We start from the raw sequence: 13,546 nt of genomic DNA, 5'->3' as shown, positions 1-13,546 counted from the left end.
CCCGGCCGGCCGCTCGCCCTCAGCCCGGGTAGACGAGCGAGCCCAGCGGCGGACAGGGCAGCAGGGCGTGCGAGACGCCGGGCCGCTCGACGAAGGCCCGGAGCTCACCCGCCTGGAGGCGGTGCGACTCCAACCCGTCGGCGTACCAGGCGTCGCGCCTGGCCCGGCCGTAGTCCCAGGAGTCGTCGATCAGACTGAGGCTGAAGTTGCCCGAGGCGCGCTGGAGGTCCGCCCGGACGGCGGCGGCCTGGAGCGCGGTCTGGGTGGCGGCCAGGTCGACGCGGGTCATCAGGACGCCGACCGTGTCGGGTTCACGGGTCGGCATCGGGGCCTGCGGAAGCAGGGACACCCCGTTGTCCAGACGGCCGATGTTGTCGACGCTCGCGTCCCGGGACTGCTTCATCATGATCTGCGCCTCCCGGTGCAGCCAGAACAGCTCGTCCAGGTCCGCCTGGGATATCCGCATCCGCGCGTACAGCGCCTGGAACCGCGGATCGCGGTGGAGCGGTGCCACCACCGGCATGTGGAGGAGCACGCAGTCGTTGTAGCCCCCGTCCACCGCGGCCTCCAGGTGGAACAGGGCCACCTCCCACTGCCCCTGCGCGATGGCCAGCCCGGCGAGGCTCCCCCGCCCGGCGGCGGCCAGCCAGGCGGCCTGCGGCCCCAGCGCCGTCGCGCGCTCGACGACCTCGTGCAGGCCCCGGGTGCCCGCCGTCGGGGCACCCCTGGTCAGCATGTCCGCCAGCACCTCGTGCAGACGGTTCATCACGGTGTTGACGGTGTCGACCACGGGTCACCTCGGGCTTCGGCGGGGAACGGTCACGGAAGTGCCGATCGTGCGGCGCTCCGGTGAAGATGACGGTCCGTCAGAGTGATCAGTTCCGACGGCTCTCCGACTTCCCGGCCGCACCGCCTCCCCACCCCTGCCGGCCCGGCCCTCACGGGGCCCCGACGGAGCCCCGACCGGCCGCCCCGGTACCGCCGAGCGGCTGAGCACGGGAGATGAGTAGCCGTACTCATGGCCGAGCACCCGCTCCGGCCTCACAATCTCCGTCATGACGACCGGTTCACTGCCCTGTCCGGGTTGCGGAGCGCCACTGGCCACCGCCCCCGGAACCGCCCGCTGCCCCGCCTGCCGGCTGCCGCTGCTCGGACAGGACGCTGCCGCGCTCTGGCAGGTGACCGTCGCCCTGAACGCGCTCGACGCCCAACGGCAGGGCCTGATCGTCCGGCGCGACCAGCTCCTCGGCGCCCTGCGTGCCCGACAGGACCTTCCCGACCCGCCGACGCCGCTGCCCTGGTCGCAGCAGCTGTCTGCGGGCCCCGTCGGCCCCAACTGGGCGGCGCCCGCCGCACCCTGGGGGCGGCCGCCCGTGCCCGCAGCAGGCAAGGAGGTCTCCGGGCCGTCGGCGCAGACCGTGCTGCTGGTGCTCGGCGGCCTGATGGTGGCGATCGCCGCGCTGGTCTTCACCGTCGTCAGCTGGGGCAGCCTCGGCATCGGCGGCCGGGCCGCCGTGCTCGCCGGCGTCACCCTGTGCGCGCTCCTCGCCCCGCTGCCGCTGCGCCGCCGCGGCCTGACCGCCACCGCCGAGACCTCCGCCGTGCTCGGCCTGGCCCTGGTCCTGCTGGACTGGCTCGCGGCCCGCACCGTCGGCCTCGCCGGTCTCGACCGCGTCCCCGCCGCCTCCTACTGGGCGGCCGCCACCGCCCTGACCGCCCTCGGCGCGGCGTCCTACGGCACCGTCCTCAAGCTCCGCGGCCCGCGGGCCGCCGCCCTGGCCCTCGCCCAACTGCCGCTCTCACTGGCCGCCCTGGCGATCGACACCGACATCGGCGGCTACGCGACGGCCTTCCTGCTCACCGCCCTGCTCGACCTCCTCCTGGCCACCCGCACCTCCCGCCGTGCTCCGGGCGCCCGCACGGACACCGTCACCGCCACGCCCGTCACCGCCCCGGCCTCCACGGCGGGCGGCCTCAGCCACGCGCTCGTCGCCTGCGGCGTCGGCTTCACCCTGCTCGGCGCCCTCACCTCCGCCACCCAGCTGCTCACGGCGACGTCCCTGACGGAGGCCCGGCTCGCCTGGCCCGCGCTCGCCCTGCTCTCGGCCCTCGGCGTCGCGGTCTCCACCGGGCGTCCGGCCGGCCTGCTCCCCCGCACGGTCGGACACGAACTGCGCTGCGCGGCCGCCGTCCTGGCCGGCGCCGCGCCGCTCGCCGCGATCGGCGCGAGCCTGCGCTTCTCGCTCCCCGCCTCCTGGGTCCCGGCCGGTTACGCCGTCCCCGGCGCGCTCCTGCTGCTCGCCGCGCTCCAGGTCCTGACCTCCGCCACGCCCGTGACCGCCCCGTCCGAGGCCGCCGCCTCCGAGGCCGGCACGCCCGAGGCCGCCACCTCCGAGGCCGGCAGGTCGAGCAGGACGCCCGACGCGGACGGCGGCGCCCTCGGAGGGTCCCCGGCCCAGGGAGCCACCCCGCACCCGGCAGCCGCCGACGCCACCGGTCCCGCGACGCCGCCCGCCCCGCCCACCTCCCTCGGCCTGTTCATCGCCGGAGCCGCCGCCGTCCTCCTCGCCCAACTCGCCGTCCTGCCCGCCCTGGCCCGTGCCTTCTTCGGCCCGGTCGAGCGCTGGGCCCTCGCCTGGGACTGGCCCGGTACCGACGCCACCGAGCTCCACACCACCACCTGGTCGTTCCCCCTCGCCCCCGCCGCCCTGTTCGCGCTGCTGACCGCCCTCCTGGCCACCACCGCGCTCCGCTGCACCCGCACCGGCCGCACCGCCCCCGCCCGCGTCCTGCTCCGCACCGCCCTCGCCACCGGCTCGACGCTCGCCTGCCTGCTCCCCGCCCTCTTCGAACTCCCCCTCACCACCGGGGCGTTCTGGGCCCTGGCGCTCACCGCGGCCGCCACCGCCGCCCTCGTCCTCGCCCTCCAGCGCCCCACCGACCCCACCTCCCACCTGCTCGTGCTCCTCCCGTCCGCCACCGCCGCCGTGATCTGGGGCGGCACCGACCGGACCGCGACGCTCGTCGTCTGGTCCGCCCTGACGGCCGGCGCCGCGCTCCTCGCCTCCCGGCTCCCGCACCGCTGGGCAGCACCCTTCGGCGGCTTCGCCGTGGCCTCCCTCGCCGTCACCGCCCTCGCCGCCGGGCAGACCGGCGGTCTGGCGGCGTACGAGCTCGCGTTCCTCCTCCTCGCCGTGACCACCCTCACCGTCGCGGCGGCCGCCGGCATCGCGCACCGGGGCGACCGCAGCTCGCTCGCCCTGGCCGTGGAGGGGACGGGATACGCCCTCGCGCTCCCCGCCTTCGCCCTGACGGCCGGTCACCCGGGGGCGCTCAGCCTGGCCCTGGCCGTCGGCGGTGTGCTGGCGCTCGCCGTGGCGCTGCGGCCGGACCGCCGCCGGGCGGCACTGGTCGGCACCGGGCTGCTGGTGCTCTCCTCCTGGGTGCGGCTCGCCCTGGCCGGGGTCACCGTCCCCGAGCCGTACACGCTGAGCGTGGCGGCCGCCGCGCTGACCATCGGTCACCTGCGGCGGCGCCGCAGCCCGGAGCTCTCCTCCACGGCCGCCTACGGCGCCGGACTCGGCCTCGCCCTGCTGCCCAGCCTGGTCGCGGTCTGGGCCGAGCCGACCTGGCCGCGCCCGCTGCTGCTCGGCACGGCGGCCCTCGCCCTGACCGTCCTGGGTGCCCGGCAGCGGCTCCGCGCCCCGCTGCTCTTCGGTGCCGTCACCCTCACCGCCGTGGCGGTGCACGAGCTCACCCCGCTGGTGACCCAGCTCATCGGCGCCCTGCCCCGCTGGGTCCCGCTGGCGGCGGCGGGTCTGCTCCTGCTGGTCCTCGGGGCCACCTACGAGCGTCGCCTGCGCGACGCCCGCCGGGTCCGCGACGGTCTGCGGCGCCTCCACTGAGGGTCCCCGCCGGGCACGGACGGTCCGGGGCCGGCCCCGAGCCGACGGACCGGGGCCGGTACGGAGTTGACGGACCGCTCCGGCGCAGATGACGGCATGTCAGGCGCTTGACGCGGGCGGGGGCGGCTGTGGTTAGGGTGATCCATGACTGTCTCCGCAACGATGATCACGATCGACTGCTCCTCCCCGCGCGAACTGGCCCAGTGGTGGGCCACCGTGCTCGACGCCGAGATCTCCCAGGACTTCGGCGAGTTCGTGATGGTCGGTGCGAAGCCGTTGACGCTCGGGTTCCAGCAGGTGTCCGAACCCAAGCTGAGCAAGAACCGGGTCCACCTGGACCTCACGGCCGACGACCTGGCGGCCGAGGTCCGGCGGTTGGTGGAGCTGGGCGCCACGGTCGTCGGCGAACAGCAGGCGCCCGGCCTGTCCTGGACCGTTCTCCAGGACCCGGCCGGCAACGAGTTCTGCGTCAGCCACGGCCACTGACGGACCGCACGCGCGTACGAGCGCCTCACCGACCAGGCTGGAGCCCCGATGGAATCGAAGATCGTCGACCGCCAAGACCTCTCCCGCTACGAGGTCATAGTCGACGGCGACCGGCTCGCCGGCTTCGCCGAGTACCGCCTCGGGGAGGGCGAGATCGCCTTCACCCACACCGAGGTCAACCCGGCCTTCGAGGGCCAGGGCCTGGCGAGCTCGCTCGCCCGCTTCGCCCTGGACGACGCCCGCGAGCGCGGCCTCGCCGTGCTCCCGTACTGCCCGTACATCAAGGCCTGGATCGCCAAGCACCCGGAGTACGTGGACCTCGTCCCGGTCGACAGCCGCGACTACTTCGAGCTCTGAGCCCCCGCCCCCCTCGCCCGTCCCCGCCCGTCCGCCGGGGACCCGTGAACCCGGCCGGGGTGCCGCGTACCTGATCGCGCGGCACCCCGGTCGTCCCGCTCTCCGTCCCCCGCCGTTCACCTTCCGCCGCCAGACTCCAGGGCGGAGGTGCGGAGTGGACCGGAAGACCAGCACGGCGCAGGGCCAGGGGGCGTTGGCACCCTGGCGGGTACTGCTCGGCGAACGGCCCGGGGGCGGCCCCGAGCGGCTGACGGAGGACCACATCGTGGTGCTGCCGGACGCGGTGGTGGTGCTCGACGGAGTCTCGACCGTCAGCGACGAGACACCGCTCGGCGGCTGGTACGCGCGGACCCTGGGCGCGCAGCTGTCCGAGCAGCTCCTCGGCCGTCCGGCACTCCCGCTGCCCGCCCTGCTGGCCTCCGCGATAGCCGCCGTCGCCACCGGGCACGGCCTCCGGCCGGGCCGCGGCCCGGCCGCCACCGTCGCCGTGGTCCGCCGCAACGGCCCCCGCCTGGAGGCGGCCGTGCTCGGTGACAGCCCGGTGGTGGCGTTCCACCGGGACGGCTCCGTCTCGGTGCTCAGCGACGACCGGCTGGCCGGACTGCTCGACCCCCGTCCACAGACCACCGAGTACCGCGCCCGGCTCGCCGCCGGGTCCGGCTTCGACCGTCGCCACCGCGAACTGATGCGTGAGCTCCGCGAGTTCCAGCACACCGTGATCAACCGCGACGGCGGCTACTGGGTCGCCGAGGCCACCCCCGAGGCCGGACTGCGCGCCGTCACCGCCGCCTGGCCCCTCGCCGACCTGTCCGACGTCCTCCTGCTCACCGACGGCGTCTCCTCCGCCGTCACCGACCACCACCTGCTCGACTGGCCCGCCCTCGTCACCGACTCCCGCCGCACCCACCCCCAGCAGGTCGTCGACGCGATCCACCACGCCGAGACCACCGACCCCGACGCCATCGCCTGGCCCCGCGCCAAACCCCATGACGACAAGGCCCTGGCCCACCTGCGCCTCGACTCCTGAACAGGCGCCGCCCTGAGAGCCCCTGACGGCCCGTCGGACGGCCTCGTCAGGAGTTGTCAGGAGTAGTCGTTGCGGCCCAGGCAGAGGCTGAAGGAGGCGCTGCGGCGCTCCTCGCGGTAGGTGGCGATGGTGCCCGGGACCTCGTCGCAGGCGTCCTCGTTCACCAGGTGGATCATCTTGATCACCACGAACTCGGCCTCGGGGGCGGAGCACGGCACCACACTGACCTCCGGGTCCTCGGTGGTGCCGGTGTTGTGCACGCAGTCACCGGCGTCGGCGGTGATCGGGGCGTCGCGGTAGTAGTAGCCGGCCACCACCAGCGCCGCCGCGACCAGGGCGACCAGCCCGAGCCCCGCCAGGCCGCCCCGCAGCAGACGCCGGGCCCGGCGCCGCGGCGGGACCCACGGCGGCGGTGCGTCCGGGCCCGGGCCCGACGCTGCGGCCGGGTCCCAGGCTCCCCCGGGCCGGTCCGCGGCGTACTGGTCGGCGGTCGGCGGTGTGCTCATCTCGGAATCCCCCCGTGGTCGTCGCGCACTCTCGGCCCCGAGAGACTAGGGCATGACAAAGCGGGCGTGAAGAGCCGTTCTCGGGAAGTGCCTCGGATTTCCACCGGTCGGACGAGTACTCAAATCCGGTTAATCACCTGCGGAGTGGAGGAATTATGACACAACCCCACGTCAGACACGTGGGTTGTCCTGAAAATGCGTCAACTGGCGTGCGCGTCCCGGCAGGATCGAAGGCGAATCGGAGCGCACTCCGCGACCGCCCCTCCCACGGTGCGCCCGAGAATGACGAGAACGCGTCACCTGCTCCCCTCCGATTCGACCCTGCCATCCGTCCACCGGCTTTTCCGCACTGACGACTTGGGTGATTCGTGAACGCTGTTCCGGCCGTGCACCTGCGGACCACGGCTCTGCCGGAGATCTCCGAGCTCCGCGCCCTGCTCGGCGGGGACGCGCTCCTCCAGGAGGAGGGCGAGGTCCGCCCCTACGCCGGGGACCGCGCCGACACGGTCGAACACGAGTTGCCGCTCGCCGTCGCGCTGCCGCAGGACGTCGAACAGGTCCGGCGGGTCGCCCGGTGGGCCAGCCGTCACCGCGTGCCGCTGGTACCGCGCGGGGCGGGCAGCGGGCTCGCGGGCGGGGCGTCCGCGCTGGCGCGCGGGGTCGTGCTCTCGCTCGAACGGCTCTCCGCGATCCGGGAGTTGAACGCCGCCGACCAGTACGCCGTGGTGGAGGCCGGGGTGGTGAACGGCGCGCTCGGCCGGGCCGCCGCCGCACAGCGGCTGTTCTACCCGCCGGATCCGGGCAGCGCCGGGGTCTCCACCATCGGCGGGAACGTGGCCACCAACGCCGGGGGGCTGCGCTGCGTGAAGTACGGCGTCACCGCCGACAACGTGCTCGGACTCGAAGTGGTGCTCGCCGACGGCCGGTTGGTCCGCACGGGCGGGCGCACCCTCAAGAACGTCGCCGGGTACGACCTGACCCGGCTGTTCGTCGGTTCGGAGGGCACCCTCGGCATCATCACCGCGGCGACCCTGCGGCTGCGCCCGGTGCCGACCACCGAACCGGCCACCTTCACCGCCGGGTTCGACGGCCTGCGGGCCTCCGGCGCGGCCGTCGCCTCGATCGCCCGGCTGTCCGGACGGCCGTCCATGCTCGAACTGCTCGACCGCGCCGCGCTGGACGCCGTCGAGGCCTACCGGCCGAGCGGCGCGGACACCACCTCCGCCGCCCTGCTCATCGGCCAGGCCGACGGCGGCGACGCCCAGCGGCTGGTGGCCGAGATGGTGCGGCTCTGCCAGGAGCAGGGGGCCACCTCGATGACGATGTCCAGCAGCGCGGACGGGGCCGAGGAGATGCTCTCCGTCCGGCGTTCGGCGGGGGAGGCGCTGCTCGCCTCCGGCGCGGCCACCATCGTGGAGGACGTCGTGGTGCCGCGCAGCCGCCTGGTCGAGATGCTGGGCCACATCGAACGCACCGGCCGGGAGGGCACCGTCCGGATCGCCACCGTGGGCCACGCCGGGGACGGCAACCTGCACCCGGTCCTGATCCTCCCCGACCGCACCCCCGAGACCGTCCGCGAGGCCCACCGCAAGACCGAGCAGCTCTGGCGCAAGGCCCTCGACCTCGGCGGCTCGATCACCGGCGAACACGGCGTGGGCACCCTCAAGCGCAGCCGACTGGCCACCGCCCTGGACCCGGCCGTGCTCGACCTCCACCGCAGCGTCAAGCACGCCTTCGACCCGCTGGGGATCCTCAACCCTGGCAAGGCCTTCTGAGACACCCGTCGCCCGGCCGGCCCGGGCGGGTGACCGGGCCGGCCGGCGGACTGGGAGAATCGCCCGGTGATCGGCACGAACAGCTTCGGCATCGACATCCGCACCTCCACCAGCACCGGGCGCCGCGGCCTCACCGTCGTCACCGCCGCGGTCCATCCGATCGTCGACGGGCGCGACATCATCGCCGAGGCCTTCGCCCCGGGCCCCGGCCACGAACCGGAGCGGCTGCTGAGCGCGGACCGGGGGCTGCGCGCGGGCGACGAGCCGCGTGAGGTGGAACTGGCGGAGGCCGAGTGCACCTGGGGCTGCTGCGGTGCGCTCTGCACCACCGTCGAACGCGTGGGGGACCACGTGCTGTGGCACAGCTGGCGCGACAGGAACGGGCCGGCCCCCGAGCTGCCCGACTTCCGTTTCGACGCCCGCCGGTACGACGCCGAGGTCGCCCGCGCCGAGCAGGACCACAGCTGGGAGTGGCCCGCCCGGACCACGGCCCGGCTCCTCGGCGAGCGGCTGCGCGCGGACGCCGCAGCGCTGGAGCGGTGGCGGTTCGGCTTGATCAGCGCCTCCTCGTGGCGGCCCGGCACGGTCGACGTCCTGCTGGGCCACCCCACCGCCCGTGCCTCGGGGAGTGCCCCGTGGCTGCAGTTCCGCAAGGAGCTCATCGTGACGGACGAGGACCCGGCGGTGCAGGCGGCGCGGTTCGCGCGGGAGTTGACGGAGCACGATCCACGCTCCTACGCCGACCTCTGCGGCGGCTCGGCCGACTCCGCCCGCGCGCTCGGATTCCCTTGGCCGCCACCCCGCAGGTGAGGCGCCCGGCCCGGTGCCGGCGGACGCCGCGCGGCCGGGCTCAACTCACCCGTGTGGAAGGCTTCCTGGCCAGGAAGGCCTCGGCGACGGCGAGGTTGATCAGCCAGCAGGTCCACCCGGCGGCGGCGTAGGCCTGGTCGAACGGGGCGCCGAGCGCGTCGAAGAGCGGGAGCCAGACCCGGAGGGTGACGGCGGCCAGGATCAGGGCGTAGGAGCGGACGGCCCAGACCCGGTGGCGGTCGATGCGGCGCTGACGGGCCGTCCGGAGGGCCGCGGCGGAGGTGCCCAGGAGCAGCACCGCGAGGAGGCCGAAGCCGATCGGGGCGATCGGCGGGTAGAGGCCGTACGGGGCGAGGGCCAGACCGCCGAGGCCCGTGACCGCCGCGCTCAGCAGGTAGACCCGCCCGACGAAGCGGTGCACGGCGGGCCGCCGGGTTCTCAGCCGGGCCACGAACTGCCAGGGGCCGAGCAGCAGGGCCACCGTCCCACCGCCGATGTGGCACAGCAGCGGGACGAGGTGCGCGAGGTAGGTGGCGCGCTGGTCCTCCAGGAAGGTCTCGGGGTCGAGGGTGAAGTAGCGCGCGGAGAGCAGGGCGACCGCCGCCCCGAGCAGGGCGAAGAGGGCGAGCGCGGTGCGGCGCGGGAGGAGGGAGGCGGGGCGGTCGGCCCGGTGGTGCGTGGCGTTGTCCATGGGGCGCAAGGTAGGCGCGGCGGCCCCGGCGGGGCGTCCCCCGCCGGGGGCTGCCGCCGTGGTCCCCCTCGGGGGTGGCCGGGCGGGTGCGGAGTACCCCCGAAGGGTGATGCGCCGGGGGTGCGGACGCCGATACGGTGCCGCGGACCGACCCCTGCGACCCGCCCGGGAACACCACCACATGACGCGACCGTCCCGCAGCCTCGTGCTCGACCTGCTCCTCGCCGCCGCCTTCCTCGCCGCCATGCTCGTCGAACGGGTCGCGGCGGCACCGGAGTTGGGCGACCGGATGCCGCTCGCCGTGCTGCTCAGCACCGTCCAGGCGGCCGCCGTCGCCGCCCGCCGCTCGACCCCGCTCAGCGCCTACCTGGCGGGCACGGCCGCGCTGTCGGCCGAGTCGCTCTGGGTGCTGACCTCGCCGGTCGCCCCGTACGCCAACATCGTGGTGCTGCACGCGCTCGGCCTGCACGGCACCCGGGCCCGGGCGTGGGCCGGGCCGTTCATCGCGCTGGCCGGGATGGCCGGGTACTTCACCGGCTCGGAGGGGGCCCGCACCTATCCGGCGATTCCGGCCGGGGTGCTCTTCCTCTGGCTGCTCGGCTGGGCGATCGGCTACGGCTCGGCTCGGCGCCTGGAGGAGCGGGAGGCGGCCAGGGCCAGGCTGCACCGGGAGGCGGTCAGCGGCGAACGGGCCCGGATGGCGCGGGAGTTGCACGACCTGGTCGGGCACACGGTGAACGTGATGCTGGTCCAGGCGGGTGCGGCCCGGCGGTTGCTGGAGCGCGATCCGGAGCGCACCCGCACGGTGCTCACGGAGCTGGAGCAGACCGGCCGGGACGCCCTGGACGAGCTGGACCGGGTGCTGGCCGCGCTCCGGCACCAGCCGGAGCAGGATCCGGACGACCCGTCAGGGCGGCCGGGGCTGGCGGACCTGGGCCGGCTCACCGGGCGGATGGACCGGGCGGGGCTGACGGTCGGCCTGCGGCTGGACCCGGGCGAGGTCGCCCGGCTGCCGCGCAGCATCGACGTCTCGGCCTACCGGATCGTCCAGGAGGCGCTGACCAACACCGTCAAGCACGGCCGGGCCGCGACCGCCGACGTCTCCGTGCGGCGGCTCGGGGACCGCCTGGAGATCGAGGTCAGCGACGACGGCCGGGGACCGGCCGAGGGCTACGTGCCCGGGGGCGGCCTGATCGGCATCTCGGAGCGGGTCTCGATGCTGGGCGGAAGCGTGGAGCACGGGGGAGGTGACCTGGGCGGCTTCCGGCTGCACGCCGTCCTGCCGGTCCGGTGACGGCGGGTCAGGAGGGGCAGGGTCGGGAGGCGGAGAGTCCGGAGCGGCGGCGGATCCGGCTGGTCGTGGCCGAGGACGACGCCCTGCTGCGGGCCGGGATCGCCCTGGTGCTGGGCACCGACGAAGGCCTGGAGGTGGTCGGGCAGGCAGCCGACGGACTGGCGGCGGTCCGGCTCTGCCAGGAGCTGCGGCCGGACGTGGTGCTGATGGACGTGCGGATGCCGGGGATCGACGGGATCGAGGCCACCCGCCGGATCGTGGCCGGGCCGCATCCGGCCCGGGTGCTGGTGCTGACGGTGTTCCAGCACGACGAGTACGTCTGGGAGGCGCTGCGGGCGGGGGCAAGCGCTTTCCTGCTCAAGCGGGCCTCACCGGAGCGGCTGATCGAGGCCGTCCGCGCGGTGGCCGCCGGCGAGGCCCTGCTGGACCCGGCGGTGACCCGGGCGCTGGTGGACCGGATCGCCTCCGCCGCGCCCGGGCAAGCGCTTTCCCAGCCCGAGGACCCGCGCCTGTCCCGCCTCACCACCCGCGAACGCGAGGTGCTCCGGCTGGCCGCCGAGGGCTGCTCGAACCCGGAGATCGCCACCCGGCTGTTCCTCGCCGAATCCACCGTCAAGACCCACATGAAGCGGGTGCTGGCCAAGCTCGGCGCGCGCGACCGGGCCCAGGCCGTGGCCATCTCCTACCGCGGCGGGCTGATGTCCTCCTGACCCGCCGCCACCGACCCGGCGGCCGGCCCGCGCCGGGCCCTCACCGCCCGCGAGACCCGCACCGCCAGGTACCCGAGCAGCCACGGCAGCACGGTGACCAGCCCGATGTAGAAGCCGACGTAGCCCCCCAGGAAGTCGGCCAGCCAGGTCTCCTCGTCCCAGGTGTCCGTCGGGAACACCGCGACGACGCCGACCACCGTGACCGGCAGCAGCGGCAGCAGAACCGAGGCGAACCGGGCCCGCCGGCCCGGGTTCCGGGCACAGCTGACGCCCAGCGCGGCCATGACGAACGGCCCGAGCGGCACCCAGAACGCGGCGGGCAGGAGGAAGACCACCCACCAGTCGCCCGACATTCCGAACATCATCAGCGGCCCCCGGAGGTGATCGTCAAGCCATCACCGCCACCCTCGCCGGGTCGCGGACGAAGGGTCAACACGATTTCCGACGCCCCGTCAGCAAGCGCTTTCCACCGGCTCCCCCGGGACTCTGGCCGCAGCACCACCCCGCCCGTACACTGCTGCCCTGCCCGGCCATTACCGGGCAGTAGGTACGGAGGAGCGAGATGACCGACGGCCGGGTGCACGCGTTCGGCGACGACGCGCTGGGCGAGCACGACGCGGTGGCCCTCGCGGCCGCCGTCCGCTCCGGAGCGGTGAGCCCGGCCGAGCTGGCCGCCGCCGCGTCCGGGCGCGCGGCGCGGGTCGAGGCGCTGCGCCCCGTCGCCTTCGCGCTGCACGACGCCCCGCGCTCCGCCCCCGGCGCGCCCGACGGCCCGCTGTACGGCGTCCCCACCTACCTCAAGGACAACGTCGACCTGCTCGGTGTGCCGACCGGCCACGGCAGCGCCGCCTTCCGGGCCCGCCCGGCCCGGCGCAGCGCGCCGTTCACCGAGCTGTTCATGACCAGCGGGGTGACGGTGCTGGGCAAGACCCGGCTGCCGGAGTTCGGGCTGAACGCGACCACCGAGTACGCCGCCGCCGAGCCGGTCCGCAACCCCTGGGACCCCTCGCGCTCCGCCGGTGCCTCCTCCGGCGGTTCGGCCGTGCTGGTGGCCTCCGGCGTGGTGCCGATCGCGCACGCCAACGACGGCGGCGGCTCGATCCGGATCCCGGCGGCGGCCTGCGGCCTGGTCGGCCTCAAGCCCACCCGCGGCCGGCTGGTCCCCAACGAGCAGGGCCGCCAACTCCCGCTGGACATCGTCACCGACGGCGTGGTCACCCGGTCCGTCCGCGACACGGCCGCCTTCTACGCCGCCGCCGAGCAGCAGCACCGCAACCCCGCCCTGCCGCCGATCGGCCTGGTCGAGGGCCCGGGCAGCCGCAAGCTGCGGATCGGCCTGGTGGTGGACTCGCCCATCGCGGTCAGCGACGACCGGACCCGCCGCGCGGTGGAGGAGACCGCCGCCCGGCTGGAGGCGATGGGCCATCAGGTCACCCCCGCCACCCTGCCCTTCGGCACCGACTTCTCCCGCGACTTCCTCCTCTACTGGGGCTTCATCGCCTTCGTGATCGCCTCCACCGGCCGCCTGGTGGTGGACCGCAGCTTCCGCTCCCGCGACCTCGACCCGCTCACCACCGGCCTACGGCGCAGCTTCCTGCGCGAGTACCGCCGGGGCCCGGGCGTGCTGCGCCGCCTGCGGCAGGCCGAGCGCACCTACGCCGGCATCTTCCGCGACCACGACGCGATCCTCTCCCCCACCCTGGCCCACACCACCCCGCCGCTCGGCCACCTCAGCCCCACCGTGGAGTTCGAGGAGCTGACGGAGCGTCTGCTGCGCTACGTGGCCTTCACCCCGGTCAACAACGTCACCGGCGGCCCGGCGATCACCCTCCCCACCGGCGCCGCCCCCGACGGCCTCCCGATCGGCGTCCACCTCTCCGCCGCCCACGGCCAGGAGCGCCTGCTCCTCGAACTCGCCTTCGCCCTGGAGGCCGACCGCCCCTGGCGCCGCATCCAGGACTGACGGGCCGCGCCCTCCGCGCACC

General features: G+C 75.2%; 13 protein-coding genes. 9 read left to right on the top strand and 4 right to left on the bottom strand.

Annotated elements, in window-relative coordinates:
• Positions 1 to 19 precede the first annotated feature (19 nt).
• The gene (locus ACWCYY_RS12455) at positions 20 to 790 is read right to left on the bottom strand and encodes a hypothetical protein (RefSeq protein ID WP_345281748.1); all 771 of its coding nucleotides are present in this window, start codon (positions 788 to 790) and stop codon (positions 20 to 22) included.
• A 265-nt stretch (positions 791 to 1,055) separates the two neighbouring features.
• On the opposite strand from ACWCYY_RS12455, the gene ACWCYY_RS12450 reads away from it, so the two are divergent.
• From ACWCYY_RS12450 to ACWCYY_RS12435, 4 genes are all read left to right on the top strand, one after another.
• The gene (locus ACWCYY_RS12450; protein WP_449795972.1) at positions 1,056 to 3,905 is read left to right on the top strand and encodes an SCO7613 C-terminal domain-containing membrane protein; all 2,850 of its coding nucleotides are present in this window, start codon (positions 1,056 to 1,058) and stop codon (positions 3,903 to 3,905) included.
• A 144-nt stretch (positions 3,906 to 4,049) separates the two neighbouring features.
• Positions 4,050 to 4,391: a VOC family protein gene (locus tag ACWCYY_RS12445; RefSeq protein WP_345281744.1), complete on the top strand. Its 342-nt coding sequence runs from the start codon at positions 4,050 to 4,052 to the stop codon at positions 4,389 to 4,391.
• A gap of 48 nt (positions 4,392 to 4,439) precedes the next feature.
• Complete coding sequence (locus ACWCYY_RS12440; protein WP_345281742.1) at positions 4,440 to 4,748, top strand: GNAT family N-acetyltransferase; 309 nt, start codon at positions 4,440 to 4,442, stop codon at positions 4,746 to 4,748.
• 154 nt (positions 4,749 to 4,902) lie between these two features.
• Complete coding sequence (locus tag ACWCYY_RS12435; protein ID WP_449795971.1) at positions 4,903 to 5,775, top strand: hypothetical protein; 873 nt, start codon at positions 4,903 to 4,905, stop codon at positions 5,773 to 5,775.
• Positions 5,776 to 5,831: 56 nt separating this feature from the next.
• Here the strand turns inward: ACWCYY_RS12435 and ACWCYY_RS12430 are convergent, their stop codons facing one another.
• Positions 5,832 to 6,281 carry an LppU/SCO3897 family protein gene (locus ACWCYY_RS12430; RefSeq protein ID WP_449795970.1) on the bottom strand — a complete coding sequence of 150 codons (450 nt, stop codon included), beginning with the start codon at positions 6,279 to 6,281 and terminating at the stop codon, positions 5,832 to 5,834.
• 368 nt (positions 6,282 to 6,649) lie between these two features.
• Here ACWCYY_RS12430 and ACWCYY_RS12425 point away from each other — a divergent pair, with 368 nt between their 5' ends.
• Positions 6,650 to 8,056, top strand: a complete 1,407-nt coding sequence (locus ACWCYY_RS12425) for an FAD-binding oxidoreductase (RefSeq protein ID WP_449795969.1) — start codon at positions 6,650 to 6,652, stop codon at positions 8,054 to 8,056.
• A gap of 66 nt (positions 8,057 to 8,122) precedes the next feature.
• Positions 8,123 to 8,866 (top strand): hypothetical protein, encoded by a 744-nt coding sequence (locus tag ACWCYY_RS12420; RefSeq protein ID WP_449795968.1) that lies wholly within the window; start codon positions 8,123 to 8,125, stop codon positions 8,864 to 8,866.
• A 40-nt stretch (positions 8,867 to 8,906) separates the two neighbouring features.
• On the opposite strand, the gene ACWCYY_RS12415 is transcribed toward ACWCYY_RS12420, so the two are convergent.
• Positions 8,907 to 9,557 (bottom strand): DUF2306 domain-containing protein, encoded by a 651-nt coding sequence (locus ACWCYY_RS12415; RefSeq protein WP_449795967.1) that lies wholly within the window; start codon positions 9,555 to 9,557, stop codon positions 8,907 to 8,909.
• A 181-nt stretch (positions 9,558 to 9,738) separates the two neighbouring features.
• On the opposite strand from ACWCYY_RS12415, the gene ACWCYY_RS12410 reads away from it, so the two are divergent.
• A complete protein-coding gene (locus tag ACWCYY_RS12410; protein ID WP_449795966.1) occupies positions 9,739 to 10,851 on the top strand; it encodes a sensor histidine kinase in 1,113 nt (370 codons plus the stop codon).
• Positions 10,848 to 11,561 (top strand): response regulator transcription factor, encoded by a 714-nt coding sequence (locus ACWCYY_RS12405; RefSeq protein ID WP_345281729.1) that lies wholly within the window; start codon positions 10,848 to 10,850, stop codon positions 11,559 to 11,561. Before ACWCYY_RS12410 ends, ACWCYY_RS12405 begins: the two co-directional genes overlap by 4 nt.
• On the opposite strand, the gene ACWCYY_RS12400 is transcribed toward ACWCYY_RS12405, so the two are convergent.
• Entirely contained in the window at positions 11,534 to 11,914 is a 381-nt protein-coding gene (locus tag ACWCYY_RS12400; protein WP_449795965.1) for a hypothetical protein, read from the bottom strand. The genes ACWCYY_RS12405 and ACWCYY_RS12400 overlap by 28 nt on opposite strands.
• Before the next feature lie 209 nt (positions 11,915 to 12,123).
• On the opposite strand from ACWCYY_RS12400, the gene ACWCYY_RS12395 reads away from it, so the two are divergent.
• Positions 12,124 to 13,524 (top strand): amidase, encoded by a 1,401-nt coding sequence (locus ACWCYY_RS12395; RefSeq protein WP_449795964.1) that lies wholly within the window; start codon positions 12,124 to 12,126, stop codon positions 13,522 to 13,524.
• Positions 13,525 to 13,546 lie beyond the last annotated feature (22 nt).

Source organism: Kitasatospora sp. NPDC001664 (genome assembly GCF_053596675.1).
This window is presented reverse-complemented; position numbering and strand designations above follow the sequence as displayed.